The sequence below is a fragment of the Vibrio atlanticus genome, assembly GCF_024347315.1.
GTDB lineage: Bacteria > Pseudomonadota > Gammaproteobacteria > Enterobacterales > Vibrionaceae > Vibrio > Vibrio atlanticus.
Map to the genome: position 1 here is coordinate 1063703 of NZ_AP025461.1, position 19907 is coordinate 1083609.

Consider the following 19907-nt stretch of genomic DNA (forward strand, 5'->3'; position numbering starts at 1 on the left):
GAAAGAATACTTTATGTATAAAGCTACGCCGCTTGAGGCTCGTCGTAGGTCACTGTGAGATTGTTGATCCAGCGTCGGCTCAAGTAGCGGTGCGAGCATATTGCCAATTTCACCACTTCTTCTACTAACATCAGACCATAGATGTATTTGAAATCCCATCCAGCGACAAACGCGCCATAAACACACACTGGAATGCCCACCATCCACATCGCGATGAAATCCATGCGAAGGCAAAAAGCGTTATCACCACCAGCACGAATAATACCGTTAATGATCACCATGTTGAGCATACGAATCACCACTGCAAAACACATGATCATCATTGCTGGCGAAGCAAGCGGGTACAATGCATCTGTAGAAAGGTTTAACCATGATAGTACATGCTCTTTACCCATAAACAGTAGCAAGCCAACGACAGCGCCAAAGCCAACGACGGCTTTAATGAATGTTAGACCCATGCTCATAGCATCATCAAATTCATCACGGCCCAGCGAATGGCCAAGCAATACTGAACACGCTACGGAGATACCAAAGAAGATCGAGTAACACAGCGATTCGAACGGCGCGAGCATCGAGAACACCGCAAGTTCAGTCGTGCCCATGTGACCGAAGATCATTTGGTACGCCATGGTACCCATTGCCCACAACACGGCATTCATCGTTAGCGGCAACGCAATACGACGGTAAGAAAGCCACAGTGACGGACGGTGTGGTGAGCTTGGGGTGGTTAGCAGCCAGTGTTTACGCACACGCATGTAGCTATACATTAAGCCCACTTGAATCAATCGCGCTAAGGTTGTCGCCAATGCAGCACCTGCAACGCCCATTGCTGGAATGCCGAAAGCCCCTTTAATTAGAACGAAGTTAAGCGCAATGTTGAGTGCAATAGTAATACCACCTAACAATAGTGGAGTTACGGTGTCACCTGATGAGCGCATGCTTGCTTCTACCACTACAACAATGTGAGTTAGAAGTAGAACAGGGAACCCATACCAAAGGTAAGTCGCTCCAAGCTCAATCACGGTTTGATCGCTAGTTTGCAACATCATTAAAAACTGAGAACCAAGAGTGATGATTGCTGTAACAGGCAGCAGAACTTTTAAACCAAACACCATCGCGATAGATGACACGGTACGTGCACTTTTTCGGTCATTCTTTCCCCAGTATTGAGCAACTAATGTACCGTTTGCTGAGGCCAACCCTGCCATAATCATAATAGCAACGAAGTGCCATTTTGATGCGATTCCCACAGCGGCTGCTGCTTCCATACCAAAATCACTGACCATCAAGACGTCAGCAAGGGCAAGAATAGCAACCAGCGCACTTTGCAAAGCTACAGGTAAACCAAGTTTAACGATACGAGGTAATATGCTCTTTGGCTTGTTATTCATAGATGAGTTAGGGTTGATGTTAGTTGTCATAAGCTCTCCGATTTATGGCAGAACTATAGTGATTTGAGCGAAGTAACAACATGTTTAAAAAACAACAAAACCTGTGCGAATCCGTCATTGATACCATGGAGCCTAAATCAACGTGGCAAGATGATGTTTTTCTCGCGGAATATTGCAAAGAACGTTTTTTGACCGTTGAAGATATCCCAGAGATGAAAAGCTTTGGTGTCTATATGGGCGGTATGGCAAAACTATACGATGGTTATTGGGTTGAGCGAGAATCCGTTAATGTTCATACGTTGATTTTCACTATGGAAGGTGGCGGCATTCTAACAACCACGACATCAGTACAAGCGATTACACCGTATACGCTGGTGGTTCTTCCTGCCGGAACCCCATTTCGTTTTGAACTCGATCCGCAATATAACTATTGGAAAATGGCGTGGATGTTGACCCCCGATACTAAGCAGTGGCAGCACATAGCAAGTTTAGGTCAGGGGATTGTGCCTTTTGGAGAGTGTGAACAGGTTTGGTCACTAATGAACTTGGTTTACTTTGAGATAGGGGGCCGAGCCAGTTACCGTAAGTTACTCTTGAGTGAAATAGTCCGAACGTTGACGGGGTTTGAACCCAAGTCAACAAGCACCACCGCTCGTGTTCAAGCGCTCTATAATGAGATTGAAAGTAGTCTGCATCAACCATGGACAGTAGCTGGTATGGCTCAAAGGGTGTTTATCAGCGAAGAGCAGCTTAATCGAGTCACCAAAACGCTTTTCGACCTATCACCACGCAGCAAGTTGATTCAACTAAGAATGGATAAAGCGACCAGCTTGTTAAAATATCAAGATTGGTCGGTATCGATGATTGCCAACCGTTTGGGTTACAAAGATCCTTATAACTTCTCACATCGCTTTAAAAAGCATTTTGGTTTATCTCCAAGCCAATACCGTAAAAGCCATCGACTTCCCGGGTAGAGTTGGTTGTCCACTAAAAATTCGTTTTTTAGAACAATTCCACAAGATCAATTTTGCAGTAAATGTACGGTATTAAGTGATCTATCAATTTGGTATTTTTGTACCATTCGATAATATTGGAAATATCTTAAAAGACGACTGCTTATGAAACGTGAGGAATCCATACCAAAAATAGGGGATCACGTAGACGATTTTAAACTTCCGTCTAAGTGGGTTCTAAATAAAAAAGAGTTTCAATCTGATACGAGGATCGTCCGAAAGCAGGAGTGTGGCTCGATAATAGGGACGCTTTCAGAGCCTCATCGTAAGGTTCTTTTTTACTTGTATCAAAATAAAGGACATGTGATTAGTAAGCGAGTTTTGAAGCGTGTAGGTTGGGCGGGTAAAGCCGTGACATCTGCGTCAGTTCTGGTTGCGATCTACGAGATAAGAAGGATCTTAGACTGTCGTTGTATAAAAACGGTTTCCAACGAAGGTTATGTACTGGAGGATTAATTACCCTTTATTGATATCCTGTTCATATATTAATAATAAAAATTTAATCTCTTTACCGTATACGCTGCTTTCATTATCTTCGATTTTAAACGTCCACTTATAAGCGACGTTATACAAAAATGACTTAATTTAACTTTGTTGCTGGCTATATCGTAAGGGAACTGTATAAAAATGGACGCCTATCCTGTAATAGATACTCACCACTCTGAACACAACGTAATACTTGAACTCAACGGAAAAATAGTTGAACTCGACACCAAACTTATTCGCAATGTTGAAAATGGCTATGTTCTCGCTACCATGCCTTTAGCGTATCGTAAGATCATTCTGTTTATGAATCAAAACCGAGGGAAATTGTTCAGTGTCGGGCAATTGAAGAAGATTGGCTGGGAGAATGGGTCAGTCACTAACTCGTCAGTGATTGTTGCGATATCTGAGATCAGATCACTATTCGGGGATGGCCTAATCATTACCATTACTGGTGAAGGCTACATATTTCAGCCTTAACCTGAAGAGCACCTCGATTGTTATTATTGATGCTTTTTGTCGACTTTGCTCAGAAGTCATCAAACAAAAGAGCTCTTCGTTAGACGGAAAGTCATAACTAAGAGCTCTAGAGGTAACTATCCTACCTGAGGAGGATAGTTGCCATTCGAACTTACTCGCCTGCAATCTGTAGAGGAGAGCGTTTTAAGCTAGCAATCAACATGTAGATCGTTGTAGCGAGTAAAGACGCGAACAGGTAAGTGAATAATCCCGCCTGTGAATCCATAAAGCTATCTGCAACCAATGGTCCTGCGACTGAACCGATGCTGTAACACAACAGCATAACCTGAGTCACTGACACTAGATAGCTTGGGTCTAAGTTACGACAACCCAAGTTAATCGCAATTGGGTAAAGTGCAAAAGTCGCCATACCTAACACAAACAAGCTCATGCCTAGTACGTAGAAATCATGGTTAATCGTTAGTACACCAATGCTTGCAACCCCTAGTAGGCAGAACAGCGCCATCAATAACACTTGCCCTATGTGGTGAGATAACCATGTCACCATTGGTTGAACGGCCATACCACCCATAATCACCAACGCCATCAAACCACCAATATCTTGGTGTGCGATGTTGCGTTGAGCAAGCTCAACAGGCATCAGCCCGTAAATAGATCCAAGTGTCAATCCAGATACAATACAGCCAATCAAAGCGCTGTGGCTCAGTTTGCTGATTTGCTTTAATGATAAAGACTGCGCATCGTGAATTTGTGGTGCTGTCGCTTGTCCGTACATCAACACAATGATTGCACCAAACAACAAGGTGAACATTGCAATGAAAGGTACGCCACCTGTAATACCAAGGTAACCGATGCCGAGTTGGCCAACGGCAGAGCCGCCGTATAGCGAACACATGTAAACGCCTAAACGTTTCGCGCGCTGAGATTCGTCACCGCTCATTAGCCAAGACTCTACAATCACGAAGATACCTGCAACCGCTACACCAGCGACAAAGCGGGCTAATAACCATACCGCTTGATGTGGGATGAGTGGTAACACAAGGATCGTTGCGATAAAAATAGCCAGAGCGATAACAAACGCATCTCTGTGACCAACACGTGCAATCGCACGTTCAATCAATAACGTACCGGTTAAAAGCCCTGCATAGAATGCACTCGCCAACCAACTCGATAGATTTTTGTCTAAGCCATACTCAGACAACATTAATGGTAATGAACTCATTAAATAGCCTGAAGCGATCGCGTAAAAAGACAATGCAATAACCGGAACAGTTATGCGAGTTGTTGGTTGGATGTTGTCCAATGCAGGAGCCTCTAAATAGTGAAAGAAACGATGAATTTTCCGCGACTATGGGGGAGAAACTGAATTGGGTAAAACGAATAAAAATAGTCGTTAAGATAAAAGAAATTTATCGAGATCTTGAGCTAAAATACCATGGCGGAATTTACGATTTGGCGAGATTTTATGCGGTCAAAAAGCCATTAGGATTATGTTCATTATGGTTTTGTAAGCGATACAATCATCCGCGTAGGTCATCCGTGATGGTTGTTGATCATCACGATAATTCAAGCGAAGAAAGTTAAGCTCATTGGTGCTTCATGAACATACGTAACGTCGTAGAGCAGGCCAGAGAGGAATGGTGTTGTGTTCAACTTGATGATTACAAATACCTGCGTAAAATGTTCATTCGTATGGTGTTATCAATCACGGCAATAGCGTAAACGAGAGTTACACCCAATGGAGATAGGCAAATGGATAGTTATGATTTTATTGTTGTTGGCGGGGGCTCGGCAGGATGTGTAATGGCTGCAAGGCTGTCTGAAGATCCCAATGTTACGGTTTGCCTATTGGAAGCAGGTGGTAAAGACACAAGCCCATTAATCCATACACCCGTAGGTATAGCCGCGATGATGCCAACTAAGCTAAACAACTGGGCCTTTGAAACCGTCGAACAGCCGGGTTTGAATGGTCGTAAAGGTTATCAACCAAGAGGCAAGACACTTGGTGGGTCCAGTTCTATCAATGCGATGATGTACGCTCGTGGGCACCGTTACGACTACGACACTTGGGAAAGTTTGGGTAATGCCGGTTGGAGTTATGAATCGTGCCTGCCTTACTTTAAGAAAGCCGAAAATAACGAAGTTCACCAAGATGAGTATCACGGCCAAGGTGGTCCTCTGAACGTGGCTAACCTTCGATCGCCAAGTCCGATGTTGGAACGTTACTTAACGGCGTGTGAGTCGATAGGGGTTCCTCGTAATGAAGACATCAACGGTGCTGCTCAGTTTGGGGCGATGCCGACGCAGGTAACCCAGCTGAATGGCGAACGGTGCAGTGCTGCCAAGGCTTACTTAACGCCAAATCTTTCGAGACAGAATCTCACGGTCGTAACCAAAGCAACCACACATAAAGTTTTGTTCGAAGGTAAGAAAGCGGTCGGAGTCGAATATGGCTTTAACGGACAGCGTTATCAGATCCAATGCAACAAAGAAGTGATTCTATCCGCTGGCGCGTTTGGTTCTCCTCAACTGCTGTTATTGTCGGGTATCGGCGCGAAAGCTGAACTAGAGATGCATGGCATCGAACCGGTTCAAGAGCTACCAGGCGTCGGCAAGAACCTTCAAGACCATATCGACTTAGTACATTCGTACAAATGCAGTGAAAAGCGTGAAACTTTTGGTATCTCATTGCAAATGGCCTCCGAAATGACCAAAGCCTTACCGCTATGGCACAAAGAGCGTCGTGGCAAGATGACCAGTAATTTTGCAGAAGGGATAGGCTTTCTGTGTTCAGAAGATCATATCGCCGTGCCGGATTTAGAGTTTGTATTTGTCGTCGCTGTGGTTGATGACCACGCCCGAAAAATACATACCAGTCATGGGTTTACCTCTCACGTCACCTTGCTACGACCGAAAAGCATAGGAACCGTAACGCTCAATAGTAGTGATCCTTATGATCCGCCTAAGATCGATCCTGCGTTTTTCAGTCATCCTGAAGACATGGAGATCATGATTAAGGGCTGGAAGAAACAGTATCAAATGCTAGAGAGCTCGGCGTTTGATGACATCCGTGGCAATGCTTTCTACCCAGTGGACGCCAGTGATGACGAGGCTATCGAGCAAGATATTCGCAACCGTGCAGACACTCAGTATCACCCAGTCGGGACCTGTAAAATGGGCCCTAACAGTGATTCATTAGCCGTGGTAGATAACAATCTGAAAGTCTATGGGTTGAATAACTTAAGAGTTATTGATGCTTCTGTGATGCCGACATTGATTGGGGCAAACACAAACGCGCCAACCATTATGATTGCTGAAAAAGTCTCAGATCAAATCAAAGAGGAATACGGGTTAGGTAAGCAAGCATCTAGTATTCAATCGAAAGGCGAAGCTGTGGTTTAATTCAAGAAGTTAAGTGATAAACATAAATAAAACAGTAGGTTAGATAGTCTTGATTTGATAAGACTCTCTAACCAATTTTGTGTGCTTACTTAGAATAAAGCCAAAGCTAATTCAATCGCTTAACCAATAGCTTAAATAATAGTGTTACTTGGTTAGAGCTTGATTAAGCCATTGATCAAATTGACCTTTTGGTAACGCACCGTTAATCGTATCGACACGTTTGCCATCTTTAAACACCATCACCGTGGGAATACTTCTGATTTGGTACATCGCGGCAAGCTGTTGTTGAGCTTCAGTATCAATCTTAACGAATCGAATATCTCCTGAACGCTCTTTAGCAACGTCACTGAACACTGGCGCAAAGCCAACACATGGGTTGCACCATGTTGCCCAGAAATCGACAACCACTGGCTGTGAACTATTCAAAATAGATTGGAAATTAAGTGACGTTCCTTCGATAGGAGCGCCATCGAGTAATGCTGTTTTGCATTTACCGCAGGTTGGGCTTTCTGAAATTCTTTCTGAAGGAACTCGGTTTACGCCATTACAAGAAGGGCAACGTGTGTTGAATGTAGACATAACTTTCTCTTTTTATTGTAACTCCGTGTCTAACGCGATTTACGAATCACGCACGGAGCGCTTATACTGTTTAAAACTAGAATACGATACTTAAATAAAAACAAACAATAAATAGGTAAATGATGACAAAATTTTACGCCGAGATTACGGGCTGGGGAAAGTGTCTGCCACCAGCCGTGTTGTCCAATGATGATCTAAGCACTTTCATTGATACGTCTGACGAGTGGATTCGAACTCGAACTGGTATCGAAAACCGTCGTATCAGTCATGTAAATACCTCTGAGTTAGCGACTGTTGCTGCTCAACACGCCATGGCGTGTGCTGGCCTAACTGCTGAAGATATCGATCTTGTTATCATCGCGACGTGCAGCCCAGACTCCCTTATTCCAAATACCGCATCTAAGGTTCAACAGAACTTAGGCATTAAGAGTGCAGCGGCTTTCGACCTTAACGCAGCGTGTACGGGCTTCATCTACGGCGTTGAAACCGCAACTCGACTGATTCAAGCGGGCAACTACCGCAATGCCATTGTTGTGGGTGCAGAACGTCTTTCATTCTTCATCGACTGGACCAAGCGTGATACTGCGGTTCTATTTGGCGACGGCGCAGGTGCTGTGGTTCTATCTCGCACTGAAGAGCAGGTTGGCTTACAAGAAGCGCAAATCGGTTGTGACGCCGAAGGCCGTGACATTTTAGCGGTACCAAAATTCGGTACTTCTATGGATCGCTTTGCTGCAGATAATGGCTACTGGGACTTTGATTTCGTAGGTAAAGAGATCTTCAAGCGTGCAGTGAAAGGCATGGGCGCTGCGGCACACACAGTATTAAGCCGTACTGGCATCTCAACCGACAATATCGATGTTGTGATTCCGCACCAAGCCAACATCCGAATCATCCAGACTTTGTGTGATATGGCGGGTATTGAGCGCGAGAAAGCGTTTGTTAACATCCAAAACTACGGCAACACATCCGCAGCGACTGTGCCAATTGCACTGTGTGAATCATTAGAGCAAGGTTTTGTTAAACCTAACTCAAACATTCTTGTGGCGGCATTTGGTGCAGGTTTAACTTGGGGTGCTGGCCATATTAAGTGGGGCAGTCGTGTTGAACCGTTAGGTCAATCGGATGCGAAGCTTCCAGAAGCGGATAAATCTGCTTTGGAGCTTCTAGAAAGAGCCATTTTACACTGTAAAACGCGTCCTAACTCAGAAAGTGAGTAGCGGAGTATGGTACGAGTTCGCCTTTTAAGTCGGATTCGCCTCATGATATAAATCGACCACCATAGTGCTCGTTTAATCAGGGACAGATCTCGTCCCTTTTGTTATTTCTTAGGAAGTGTTTTGAAGAAAGTTTTAGCAATTGGCTACGTTTGGCCAGAACCGAATTCATCGGCGGCTGGCAGCCACATGATGTCTCTTTTACGTCTATTCAAGAGACAAGGTTGGTCAGTTGAATTCGCAACGCCAGCTCAAGAAACCGAGCACATGATTGATCTCTCTGAAGAGGGCATCACAAGCCAATCTATACAGTTGAATTGCGACAGCTTTGACCAGTACATCGAAGAGCTGCAACCCGATGTCGTGATGTTTGACCGTTTCATGATGGAAGAGCAGTTTGGTTGGCGCGTGGAGAAGGTATGTCCGAATGCATTTAAGTTATTGGATACCGAAGACTTACAGTTCCTACGTAACGCGCGCCATGAAGCAGTTAAGAAAGAGACTGAACTGACCAAAGCGCATTTGTACAGTGACTTGGCTAAACGTGAAATTGCCGCAATTTTACGCTGTGATCTTTCGTTGATCATTTCAAGTTACGAGATGGATCTGCTTAAATCTGAGTTCAATATCGATCCAAAACTGCTTCACCACTTGCCGTTCATGGTTGATCTTAATACACTTCCTGAAAGCACGAAAAGCTTTGAAGAACGTAAGCATTTCATGACGATAGGTAACTTTAGACACGCACCGAACTGGGATGCTGTGCTTCAGTTACAGAAGATTTGGCCGAAGATTCGCAAGCAGTTACCTGAATCCGAACTTCATATTTACGGATCTTACCCGCCGCCGAAAGCAACGGCTTTGCACAACCCTAAAATCGGTTTCCATATAAAAGGTTGGGCTAAAGACGCTCAAGAAGTGATGGAGCAAGCTCGTGTGTGTGTTGCACCTCTACGATTTGGCGCGGGCATTAAAGGCAAGCTGCTTGATGCGATGAAGCTGAAAACTCCGAACGTGACGAGTGAAATCGGCAGTGAAGGCATGCTACCGCAAGGTGAATTGCAATGGCCGGGCGCGGTTGCTGATGATATCGACGAGTTTGTTGAAGCTGCAGTTGCTCTGTACAAAGATGAAGAGAAGTGGCTTAAGGCACAAAGCCAATGTCATTCAATCCTTGAAGCGCACTACGAGCAAAATCAACTGGGCGACACATTGATTGAGCGATTAACGGCGTTAGAGTCTGATCTTGAATCTCATCGACTGGATAACTTCTTTGGTTCGATGCTTAAGCACCACAGCATGGCGAGCACCAAGTACATGTCGCAGTGGATAGCTGAAAAGAACAAGACTAAGTAACTAACAAAACTACAACCGAATCAAATCATAAGCCCTTAGGTTAACGCCTAGGGGCTTTTTTCATGCAGGGCGCTTGTTAATTTCAGACTTACAAACCGAACATTCTAGCAATACATTAGCATTGACTAATTTATATTTATTAGTAAACTCTAATTTAAATTAAGGGTGATGAGTTAATCGACGTTATGAGAGAGGTCAGTGATGAGTTTAATACCTTGGGATGCATTGTTCGGTGGCATGTTGTTAGGCGCGTCGGCAATTATTCTTATGTTAGGAATAGGGCGAGTAGCAGGTATTAGTGGCATTGTTGGCCGCTTGTTACCGTCGAGAAAGAACAAAAGATTAGAATCAGGACCCGAATCGAACTCGGACTCCAGCATTGAGAAAACCGAAAAACATTGGCGACTTGCTTTTGTTGTCGGAATGGTTGCGAGCGGTTGGTTATTGATTCCGACGGGTTATCAACTTCCACAATTAGAAGAGATCAACTTCGCAGTGGTTATCATAGCCGGATTATTGGTGGGCTTTGGTACCAAGATGGCGAATGGCTGTACTAGCGGCCATGGCATTGTGGGGATGGCTCGTTTGTCCAAGCGCTCAATCATCGCTACTTGTGTATTCATGGGTGTGGCAATCGTAACTGTGTTGGCTAAGAACTTGATCGGTTTGGGGGCGTAATGAAAAACTCTTCACTTACTATCGTTATCGGTTTGGTCGCAGGTATTCTTTTTGGCTCCGGTATGATCATTTCAGGTATGGTTGACCCGAACAAAGTACTTGGGTTTTTAGATATTGCTGGCGACTGGGACATTAGCTTGGCATTCGTCATGGGTGGCGCGTTATTGGTGTTTGCTCCGTTTTATCATTTGGTCATTAAAAAGCGCGTCCAAGCCATCAATGGCGAACTTTTAGAGAGCAGGAATAATCCACTAATAGATAGAAAGTTGATCTTAGGTTCAACTGCTTTTGGTTTAGGCTGGGGGATTGCAGGCTTTTGCCCGGGCCCTGCAGTAACCAGCCTTAGTGGGGGTAATCCAACGGTATGGCTGTTCGTCTTAAGCATGCTGGTGGGAATGTGGTTGGCGGGTCGTACGAACAAAGCCTGTTAGTAGCAAGCTTATCGCTGATTACATTGGCTTTGACGTTATTCGTTCTGAACTGACCAAGCATAGAGGTTGACTCGCTTTTAGCAAAAAAGCCAGTCAGCCTCTTTCTATATCTCTATCTACTATTTAATAGTCGTTGAAACTGGGCAGTGGTCGCTAAGTTTGTAATCAAGCACATCTTGCGTTTCAAATACCTTTTGCTTCGCAGGAGTAGCATCTAAGGACTTGCTTACCACAATATGGTCTATTACTGAACGGAACTGGTGCGTGCGGTGGTTATTACGATTTGAACGAACCTTACAATCTGATCGAGTTTTTCGTGTTGCCAATTGAGCATCGGTGTTTTGCGTCATATCTTTCCACATCCAATCTCTTGTATAGGAGAGGTTGTGGTTAAAGTCGCCCAGAATCGCGTAGTCTTCGCCTTTACGTTCTCTTTGCTGTATCCACTTATTCAGTTGTTGAGCTTGGTCTTTGAGCCTTGAACAGTCACGGGTAGACTTATACGCGCCGCTGCAACCCGCCTTTAAATGCACTGACAACATGTGAATTGGTTTTGTTTCTGTTTCTACAACTATATAGCTGGCAAACCTAAGCTTGCTGTTAGCACTCGACTCTAGAGGAAAGTCAGCGTAGTCAGTGAGAGCAATCCCTTTACGCACCGCGAAGCCCGTATATTGATTCACTTCTTTGAATTGTCGGTTACTGTTTTCTGGTAATGTTCGGTCAGACATTAATATCTTGTATTGATCGCCCGCGATGTGCTGAATGGCATTTACGTCATCGACTTCTTGAAAAGCAACCACATCCGCATCTAAGGATTGGAAATACTGTTCGAGTTTATTGAAGTCCGAGTGGGTTCGTTTGGAAGAAAACTTATTCACAGCCTCGTTGGTTGATAACCATTCGATATTCCAACTGGATATGGTCAAAGGTTCAGCAAATGTCTGACTAGTGAGTAAGCAACCTAACATTATCCAATTTTGAAGTCGTTTCATCCCAAATATCCCTAATTTTGGTGTCCATTATAGTTGAGCCGTTATCCTACAACACTTACCAAAAATTCAACTCTTTTTAGCAGTTTTTTTATTGTTACATTGTTTCTTTTCGACTTGAGAAGTAGCGTAATAATATTGAATTGATCTTAGTCAGCGTGAGAGTTTTATTGATCCAAATCAATACTCAAAGTTGGTGGTTCTCGTTAAATACGCCACAATATCTAGTGTTAGTTAAACGATAAATCGCTCTATATAGTGTGTTTGTGGATAAGTCTGTGAATACCTCAAGAGTAAGGAGAAGTGGTGAAATCAATCGTAATCAAGCGTGATGGCTCAAGAGCTCCATTCAGTAGAGATCGCATCCAAGCTGCAGTGGAAGCAGCATCAGACAAAACCGATAAGGAAATTGCTATTTATGCTCTGAATGTGGCATTAGCAGTTGAGTTGAAGCTCGAAGACTACGATGAAGTTCATATCTCTGAAATTCAAACCATGGTCGAGAACGAGCTAATGCAGGGACCATACAAGTCTCTTGCTCGTGCCTACATTGAATATCGTCATGACCGTGACATCGCACGTGAAAAGCAAAGCGCTTTAACTCGCGAGATCGAAGGTCTGATCGAAGAAAGCAATGTTGATCTGATCAATGAGAATGCCAACAAAGATGGCAAAGTTATCCCAACTCAGCGTGATTTGCTGGCGGGTATCGTGGCTAAGCATTATGCAAAAACTCACATTTTGCCGCGTGATATCGTACAAGCTCACGAGTGTGGTGACATTCACTATCATGATTTAGACTACGCACCGTTCTTCCCAATGTTTAACTGTATGCTTATCGATCTTAAAGGCATGTTAACGCATGGCTTTAAGATGGGTAACGCGGAAATCGACACACCTAAATCGATCTCTACGGCGACAGCGGTAACTGCACAGATCATCGCGCAAGTGGCAAGCCACATATACGGCGGTACAACGATTAACCGTATCGACGAGGTTCTAGAACCTTACGTAATGGCGAGTTACGAGAAGCACCTATCACTAGCGAAAGAGTGGGATATTCACAGCCCAGAAGCTTTTGCTATCTCTCGTACAGAGAAAGAGTGTTACGACGCATTCCAGTCTTTGGAGTACGAAGTAAACACGCTACACACGGCTAACGGACAAACACCATTCGTCACGTTTGGTTTCGGTCTTGGCGAAAGCTGGGGTTCAAAACTTATCCAGCAATCTATCTTGAAGAACCGCATTGCAGGTTTGGGTAAGAACCGCAAAACAGCGGTATTCCCTAAACTGGTATTTGCAATCAAAGATGGCTTGAACCACCAGAAGCAAGATCCAAACTACGACATCAAGCAATTAGCGCTTGAGTGTGCATCTAAGCGTATGTACCCAGACATTCTTAACTACGACAAAGTGGTAGAAGTGACAGGGTCATTCAAAACGCCTATGGGTTGTCGTAGCTTCTTGAATACTTACGAAGAAAATGGTGAGTTAATTCACGAAGGCCGTAACAACTTAGGTGTGGTTAGCCTCAACTTGCCACGTATTGCGATTAACGCAAAGCAAGATATGGTTAAGTTCTACGAACTGCTTGATGAAAAACTGAAGCTGGCTCGTCGTGCACTAGAAACTCGTATCTCGCGTCTAGAAAACGTGAAAGCACGTGTTGCTCCAATCCTATATATGGAAGGCGCATGTGGTGTTCGCTTGAAAGCTGACGACTCTATTGCTGATATCTTCAAGAACGGCCGTGCTTCTGTTTCTCTTGGCTACATTGGTATCCACGAAGCAATGACTGCGCTTTACGGCACAGATGTTCACCTGTATGACGACGGCGAAATGCGTGCTAAAGCGCTTGAGCTGGTGGAATACATGAAGCGTGAAGTGGAATCTTGGACGAAAGAGACAGGTTACGCATTCAGTCTATACGGCACACCAAGTGAAAACCTATGTAGCCGTTTCTGTAGCATCGACACCAAAGAATTTGGTGTGATTGATGGAGTAACAGACCGTGGTTACTACACCAACAGCTTCCACTTAGATGTACAGAAGAAAGTGAATCCATACGACAAGATCGATTTCGAGATGCCTTATCCTGAAATTTCTAGCGGTGGTTTTATCTGTTACGGCGAATTCCCGAACATGCAGAAGAACATCGAAGCGCTAGAAAACGTATGGGATTACAGCTACACACGTGTTCCTTACTACGGCACCAACACGCCGATTGATGAGTGTTACGAATGTGGTTACAACGGTGAGTTCGACTGTACAAGTAAAGGCTTTACATGTCCTAAGTGTGGCAACCATGACTCAACCAAAGTGTCGGTAACGCGCCGCGTATGTGGTTACCTTGGTAGCCCAGATGCACGACCATTTAACTTCGGTAAACAAGAAGAAGTTAAACGTCGCGTGAAGCACCTTTGATCTAACGAAGGATCTTAGTAAGGTCTGCGATTTTTAGCGAGTTCACTTAGAAGAGCTACGTTTCAAGAAATAAGATTGGTATCGGCGCTATGTCGATACCAATTCTTTTGTTTCAGTTGTTACAGCACTTCCTTCAAACTATTAAGCAATAACGAGTTTCAATACTGCCTTATGAATTACCATCAATATCACCCAATCGACGTTGTAAACGGCCCAGGAACACGCTGCACTTTGTTTGTGTCGGGTTGTGTGCACCAGTGTCGCGGGTGTTATAACCAGTCGACGCAACGATTGGACTCTGGGCATTTGTTCACTCAAGAACTACAAGACCAAATTATCGCTGATCTCAATGATCCGCGAATCAAGCGTCGTGGCTTATCGCTTTCTGGTGGTGACCCAATGCATCCGGCAAACGTGTCTGAAGTGCTTAAGTTGGTTCAACGTGTAAAAGCGGAATGCGAAGGCAAAGACATCTGGATGTGGACGGGCTACGAGCTAGATGAGCTTGATGAAAAGCAGAAGCAAGTATTGGAATACGTTGATACCTTGATTGATGGTCGCTTCGAGCAAGATAAAGCGGATCCAATGTTAGATTGGCGTGGTAGTTCAAACCAAATCATCCATCGGTTTACTGACTTATAAGATTTGTTCTGATTCAGTATTCTCGTAAACAGAAACAGAAAAAAGGGCTTCATCGTTAGCGCAATGCTACAAATCAGCCCTTGGGTGTGAGTTCTTTTGAATCTATCGCCCGAACGTAAGTGTCGGTTTGGCGCCTGTCTAAATAGGAATATGCTCAGGCTCGTCGATTAGATTATTTATCCATTTCTTAGATTGAATCCGTTGGCTCGTCAGAACTATTTTGGCTAGCTCTTCGAGTAACACAATCATCAAAACCCATTCTAACGGCCAACCCAACACTAGCGCAGTAAAGTAGGCAAGGGGAATACCAATCGCCCATTGGCCAAACAGGTCGATGAAGATGCTGTAGTTGATGTCTCCACCACTTTTCAACACTCCGCCTATACCAACCATATTGAAGACTCTTAGTACCATACCGAGTGCCATTATTAAGGTAACGTTAACGGCCGTATCTTTGAGCTCTAAGTGAGTAAGACCGATCATGGATACGATCGCGGGTTTGGCGATAAAACACATTAACGCCAGTAAAGCAGCAAGCCCACAACTCACTAACACATAACCCCAAGCTGTATTCTCGACTCGTTGATAGTTCTTCGCGCCGATCTCGTTACCTAGAATGATTGAAGCCGCGACGGCAAACCCCATGAATGCCGAGATCAAGATGCTTTCAACAGGCGATAATAGTGAAATGATCGCAAGCTCTCCAACCCCCATTTGGCCAACAATAACGTTGTAAATAAGAATCCCGCCCGCCCATGCTGTGTCATGAACCAACATAGGTATGGCTATCGTGAAGTACTTCTTTCTATGCTTCGGTAATAACGCATCTCGCCAATTGCTTAACGTCGGGAATAGGTGCGGATAATGTTTTCTTGTCATAACAAGCAATGCAACCGTTTGAAAGAACCTAGACACCGTAGTACCAATTGCCGCACCAACCACACCCAGTTCTGGAAACCCAAACAAGCCGAAGATCAATAGGGCGTTGAGAATTGCATTGACGATAATTGCCCAGATACTGATTTTCGTGGGCAGCTTGGCTTCGCCCACAGAACGAAGTGCACTCTCTAGCGGCACAACTACAGCGGTACCAATAAGGCTGGCTCCTGTTATCCAAAGGTAATCCGTTGCCAAGCGGACGTAATCAGGGTCTGAGGCCACCACAGACACGACTGATTCAGGAGCCAATGTATAGATGAACACAAAGGGAATGATGGCAAAGATCGAAAGTGCCCATGATTGCGCTAGTGTACGTCGAATTCCGTTGAAATCACCGGCACCAAAATATTGCGAAGCTAGCACGCTCACAGCTCCGCTAATCCCCGATACCATGATCAAGTTGAAGAAGAAGATACGGTTGCCAACACCAACAGCGGCGGTTGCAGAATCACCAAGCTGGTTGACCATAAAAATATCGACCACGCCTAGTAATGAAAACAACATGGTTTGCAGTGAGACAGGTAAACCAATGTGTAATAGTTTTTGCCAAAACTCTTTGTCCAAATGACGATATGTCGAGAGCATCGCATTTCCCCGGTAGTGATTATGCGAGAAGTTTATCGGCATTTGTTTTCGCTGTATTCTTCATACTCATCACAAACTTTTGCCAAACTATCCACTTTGATAAGTTGGCCAATTGAATGAGTTAGCAGTGATATGAGTGATAAACAAGAAAGGTATGAGATCTCTGAAAAGACGCATCAAGAGTTTGTCGATCAAAGCCACGTATTGGCATTTGAAGAGCTCGGTATCGTTCAGTGTGGTACGGCGTCGTGCCGCGATTTTTTTTCGGTGTATCGGAAAAACCAACAAAAACACATGTTGCTGTATACCGTGAGAGGTAAGGGATGGCTCGAAAGCGAAGGGTGTCGCTACATTCTAGAACCAGGCTCTTGCATTACTGTTCCTGCAGGCGTTGAGAACGGTTTTGGTATTGAAGAAGAAACATGGCAGATCGCATGGATCTTTCTCTCGCCTAATAAACAATGGGAAAATGTCGTCAGTGATGAAGTGAGTTATACGCTGTCTCCGGCGGCAGAAGTCGTCTCGTCGTGCATTCATACTCTGTTGAGAAGTATTGCCTTGCCCATCGATTTGGGAGGAGCGATTGCGATTCACAGTGTAGCCCAAATAGAGTTCATGATTAATACGCCAGCGCCTCAGCAACAGTCACGCAATTTGATCCGCTTAAGACGCGTTTTCGACAACGTACAAAAGCAGCTCCATAAAGAATGGAACGTTCATGAACTCGCGAGCTTATTCCCGTGCTCAGAACCGCACTTCCATCGTTTGTGCCAGCGCTATTACTCACATAGCCCTATGACTCATGTCATGCGTATGAGAATGGAATACGCTGCGCGGCTACTTAGATCGAGTGATTGGTCGATTCAACACATTGGTGAGATAGTCGGATATCCAAATGCCGCTAACTTTAGCACTCGGTTTAAGGCGTGGTCAGGAATGACACCAAGACAATTCAAACAAAGTGCCCAATAGCGATCTTTAAAGGCGCATGCAAACATAAGACACATAGAAGCATAAGATACATAGAAATACAGCGCTTTGAATTGTGCAATTGGTTATTAGGTGTTTGAAATTCGCACTATTTATCCGTTTGAAATGACCAATCTCTGATTACTTCTAATTACTAATGGTAACTAAGCGCTTCTATTAAAAAATGTTTCTGATTTGTCTACGATAATGTTAACGTGAAACTCATACTTGAATTTCAAAGGGTTGTGACTTTCATGTTTTCACATCTACCAAAACCAACTTTAGATCCAATTCTATCTCTGTCTGTCGCTTACCGCGGCGATACTCGTACTGATAAAGTCGACTTAGGCATTGGCGTTTACAAAAACGACCAAGGTGAAACACCGATCATGAAAGCCGTCTCTAAGGCTCAAGATATCGTTGTTGAAACACAGAAAACCAAAGCTTATGTTGGCCTAGCAGGCTGTGAAGAGTTTAACCAGAGCATGGTTGATCTGTTGCTTAAAGGGACTTCTGCAATAGGTCGCGTTGCTGCGATTCAAACACCAGGTGCAAGTGGTGCACTTCGTATGTTGGGTGACTTGATGAAAGTCTCTCAACCAGACACAACGGTTTGGATTTCAAACCCAAGCTACGTTAACCATAAACCGGTGATGGAAGCGGCGGGCTTAAAAGTTCGATACTACAATTACTTCAGTCCTGAAACGAAGCAAGTTGATACGGCTAAAATGTTGGCCGACCTTTCAAAAGCGGGTCCATCAGACGTGGTACTTCTTCACGGTTGCTGTCATAACCCAACGGGTGCTGACATTGATTTTGAAGCGTGGCAGGAAATTACTAAGTTATCGCAAAAGAATGGTTTCTTACCGTTTGTTGATATTGCCTACCAAGGCTTTGGTGATGGCCTAGAAGAAGACGCAAAAGGTCTTCAACATATGGCGAACAACGTAGAAGAGATGTTGATTACGACGTCATGTTCGAAAAACTTCGGTTTGTACCGTGAAAGAACGGGTGCCGCGATTGTTATCGGTAAGAACAGCGAACACGTAGGCAATGCTAAAGGTAAGCTACTGACACTGGCTCGTTCAACTTACACAATGCCGCCAGATCATGGTGCCGCGTTGGTTAAAACAATTCTTCAGAATCAAGAACTAACGACGGTTTGGAAACAAGAGTTGAGTGAAATGCAGCAACGTTTGTTAAATCTGCGCAAAAGTTTATGTGACGAATTGCGAAATACTTACAACACGTCACAATTTGACTTCATCGAAAGCCATAAAGGCATGTTTAGTGTACTAGGCTTTAAAGAAACTCAAATGAATCAACTACGTGAAGAATATGGAGTCTATGGTGTTGGTGATGGACGCATCAATATCGCGGGCCTTTCTGAATCCCATATTCCTTATGTGGCTAAAGCGATAGCCAACGTTTCAAAATAGAAGGTGACTGAATGTATAATTGGAAAGCGATTGTAGTCTTAATGCTAAGTGGTGGCCTGTTTGCTTGTTCGACAACGACTCAAGTTCCTGTCGAGCCAGAGCAAAAGCCTCAAGTAGAACAACCTGTTGTGGATGAATCTTCCAAGACTGACACAACGGAAGGCGAGAAAGTAACGGAACCTACAGAGAAGCCTCAAGAAGTAAAACCAACGGAACCAGAAGCGAAACCAAAGCCTGAACAAAAACCGACTGCAAAACCAACCAAGACAAGCGATGGCAAACTGATTCTTGGCGAAGAGGAGTGGGTGTTTGTTCCTGGTCTTAAAGAAGCGTTTAAAGCACGAGTTGATACAGGTGCAACAACATCATCAATCAGTGCCGTTGATATTGTTGATTTCGAACGTGACGGTAAAGATTGGGTTAAGTTCAAAATTGAACATGATGGCATCACAACTGAAGAGATCAGCTTGCCGGTAGAGCGTTGGGTTAAGATCAAGCAGTCGAGCGCGGAAGGTACACAACGACGTGCTGTTGTTGTCGCTTCAATTCAAATCGGCGATCTAAAAGATAAGACTGAATTTACGCTAGCAGATCGAACGCATCTTTCTTTCCCAATTCTGTTGGGGAGAAGCTTCTTTAGAGATGTTGCCGTTGTCGATGTTGGTCAAAAATACGTTCAGAAAAAAATAACTAAATAGCGTCAATCGGTATTTATTCGAATTAGAGTCTGATGCTTTTATTGATGAGAAATGGAATCCCTACTAATGGAATTAGTGGGGATTTTTTCTTTTTATGATGTAATAAACGACGAAATACACTTTATTGTGCGTTGTTCTTCATTCGTTCACTGTTTAACCTCGACAATGTGATCCTGATCTCTATAT

At 44.1% G+C, this 19907-nt stretch carries 19 protein-coding genes and 1 pseudogene; 15 read left to right on the forward strand and 5 right to left on the reverse strand.

The annotated features are described in order from the left end of the window. Positions 1-23 precede the first annotated feature (23 nt). Complete coding sequence (locus OCV30_RS20445) at positions 24-1421, reverse strand: MATE family efflux transporter (protein ID WP_065680041.1); 1398 nt, start codon at positions 1419-1421, stop codon at positions 24-26. Positions 1422-1471: 50 nt separating this feature from the next. Here OCV30_RS20445 and OCV30_RS20450 point away from each other — a divergent pair, with 50 nt between their 5' ends. From OCV30_RS20450 to OCV30_RS20460, 3 genes are all read left to right on the forward strand, one after another. After that, positions 1472-2365: a helix-turn-helix domain-containing protein gene (locus tag OCV30_RS20450; protein ID WP_065680042.1), complete on the forward strand. Its 894-nt coding sequence runs from the start codon at positions 1472-1474 to the stop codon at positions 2363-2365. A gap of 144 nt (positions 2366-2509) precedes the next feature. Then, the gene (locus OCV30_RS20455) at positions 2510-2860 is read left to right on the forward strand and encodes a winged helix-turn-helix domain-containing protein (protein WP_065680043.1); all 351 of its coding nucleotides are present in this window, start codon (positions 2510-2512) and stop codon (positions 2858-2860) included. Between the two features lie 171 nt (positions 2861-3031). Further along, positions 3032-3367, forward strand: coding sequence for a winged helix-turn-helix domain-containing protein (locus OCV30_RS20460; RefSeq protein WP_012600601.1), 336 nt, complete (start codon positions 3032-3034; stop codon positions 3365-3367). A gap of 151 nt (positions 3368-3518) precedes the next feature. Here the strand turns inward: OCV30_RS20460 and OCV30_RS20465 are convergent, their stop codons facing one another. After that, a complete protein-coding gene (locus OCV30_RS20465) occupies positions 3519-4670 on the reverse strand; it encodes an MFS transporter (protein WP_017102114.1) in 1152 nt (383 codons plus the stop codon). On the opposite strand from OCV30_RS20465, the pseudogene OCV30_RS22965 reads away from it, so the two are divergent. The 3 genes and pseudogenes from OCV30_RS22965 (at position 4670) to OCV30_RS20475 (ending at position 6769) form a co-directional block, all read left to right on the forward strand. Next, positions 4670-4878 (forward strand): annotated as a pseudogene (locus OCV30_RS22965) (hypothetical protein). The gene OCV30_RS20465 and the pseudogene OCV30_RS22965 sit on opposite strands and share 1 nt — an antisense overlap. An 88-nt stretch (positions 4879-4966) precedes the next feature. Further along, positions 4967-5089, forward strand: a complete 123-nt coding sequence (locus OCV30_RS20470) for a hypothetical protein (RefSeq protein ID WP_261879051.1) — start codon at positions 4967-4969, stop codon at positions 5087-5089. A gap of 30 nt (positions 5090-5119) precedes the next feature. Then, a complete protein-coding gene (locus OCV30_RS20475) occupies positions 5120-6769 on the forward strand; it encodes a GMC family oxidoreductase (protein ID WP_065680045.1) in 1650 nt (549 codons plus the stop codon). A 144-nt stretch (positions 6770-6913) separates the two neighbouring features. Here OCV30_RS20475 and trxC read toward each other — a convergent pair whose 3' ends face one another. Next, positions 6914-7348: a thioredoxin TrxC gene (gene trxC, locus OCV30_RS20480; RefSeq protein WP_017097619.1), complete on the reverse strand. Its 435-nt coding sequence runs from the start codon at positions 7346-7348 to the stop codon at positions 6914-6916. A 122-nt stretch (positions 7349-7470) separates the two neighbouring features. Between trxC and OCV30_RS20485 the strand changes: the two genes are divergently transcribed. The 4 genes from OCV30_RS20485 (at position 7471) to OCV30_RS20500 (ending at position 11030) form a co-directional block, all read left to right on the forward strand. After that, complete coding sequence (locus OCV30_RS20485; protein WP_065680046.1) at positions 7471-8568, forward strand: ketoacyl-ACP synthase III; 1098 nt, start codon at positions 7471-7473, stop codon at positions 8566-8568. A gap of 120 nt (positions 8569-8688) precedes the next feature. Next, on the forward strand, positions 8689-9921 hold the full coding sequence (locus OCV30_RS20490; RefSeq protein ID WP_065680047.1) for a glycosyltransferase family 4 protein: 1233 nt from the start codon (positions 8689-8691) through the stop codon (positions 9919-9921). Positions 9922-10122: 201 nt separating this feature from the next. Beyond that, a complete protein-coding gene (locus OCV30_RS20495; RefSeq protein WP_065680048.1) occupies positions 10123-10599 on the forward strand; it encodes a YeeE/YedE family protein in 477 nt (158 codons plus the stop codon). Further along, on the forward strand, positions 10599-11030 hold the full coding sequence (locus OCV30_RS20500) for a YeeE/YedE family protein (RefSeq protein WP_065680049.1): 432 nt from the start codon (positions 10599-10601) through the stop codon (positions 11028-11030). The genes OCV30_RS20495 and OCV30_RS20500 overlap by 1 nt, the downstream gene beginning before the upstream one ends. A gap of 119 nt (positions 11031-11149) precedes the next feature. Here OCV30_RS20500 and OCV30_RS20505 read toward each other — a convergent pair whose 3' ends face one another. Then, on the reverse strand, positions 11150-12025 hold the full coding sequence (locus OCV30_RS20505; RefSeq protein ID WP_065680050.1) for an endonuclease/exonuclease/phosphatase family protein: 876 nt from the start codon (positions 12023-12025) through the stop codon (positions 11150-11152). Positions 12026-12328: 303 nt separating this feature from the next. Here OCV30_RS20505 and nrdD point away from each other — a divergent pair, with 303 nt between their 5' ends. Together nrdD and nrdG are read left to right on the forward strand one after the other, a co-directional pair. Then, on the forward strand, positions 12329-14449 hold the full coding sequence (gene nrdD / locus OCV30_RS20510; protein WP_065680051.1) for an anaerobic ribonucleoside-triphosphate reductase: 2121 nt from the start codon (positions 12329-12331) through the stop codon (positions 14447-14449). A gap of 171 nt (positions 14450-14620) precedes the next feature. Further along, positions 14621-15091 carry an anaerobic ribonucleoside-triphosphate reductase-activating protein gene (gene nrdG / locus OCV30_RS20515; protein ID WP_017090409.1) on the forward strand — a complete coding sequence of 157 codons (471 nt, stop codon included), beginning with the start codon at positions 14621-14623 and terminating at the stop codon, positions 15089-15091. A gap of 138 nt (positions 15092-15229) precedes the next feature. Here the strand turns inward: nrdG and OCV30_RS20520 are convergent, their stop codons facing one another. Further along, complete coding sequence (locus OCV30_RS20520; RefSeq protein WP_065680052.1) at positions 15230-16657, reverse strand: MATE family efflux transporter; 1428 nt, start codon at positions 16655-16657, stop codon at positions 15230-15232. A gap of 90 nt (positions 16658-16747) precedes the next feature. On the opposite strand from OCV30_RS20520, the gene OCV30_RS20525 reads away from it, so the two are divergent. From OCV30_RS20525 to OCV30_RS20535, 3 genes are all read left to right on the forward strand, one after another. Then, a complete protein-coding gene (locus OCV30_RS20525; protein ID WP_065680053.1) occupies positions 16748-17587 on the forward strand; it encodes an AraC family transcriptional regulator in 840 nt (279 codons plus the stop codon). A 251-nt stretch (positions 17588-17838) separates the two neighbouring features. Continuing rightward, positions 17839-19023 carry an amino acid aminotransferase gene (locus OCV30_RS20530; protein WP_065680054.1) on the forward strand — a complete coding sequence of 395 codons (1185 nt, stop codon included), beginning with the start codon at positions 17839-17841 and terminating at the stop codon, positions 19021-19023. Positions 19024-19034: 11 nt separating this feature from the next. Next, on the forward strand, positions 19035-19721 hold the full coding sequence (locus tag OCV30_RS20535; RefSeq protein ID WP_065680055.1) for a putative ATP-dependent zinc protease: 687 nt from the start codon (positions 19035-19037) through the stop codon (positions 19719-19721). Positions 19722-19907 lie beyond the last annotated feature (186 nt).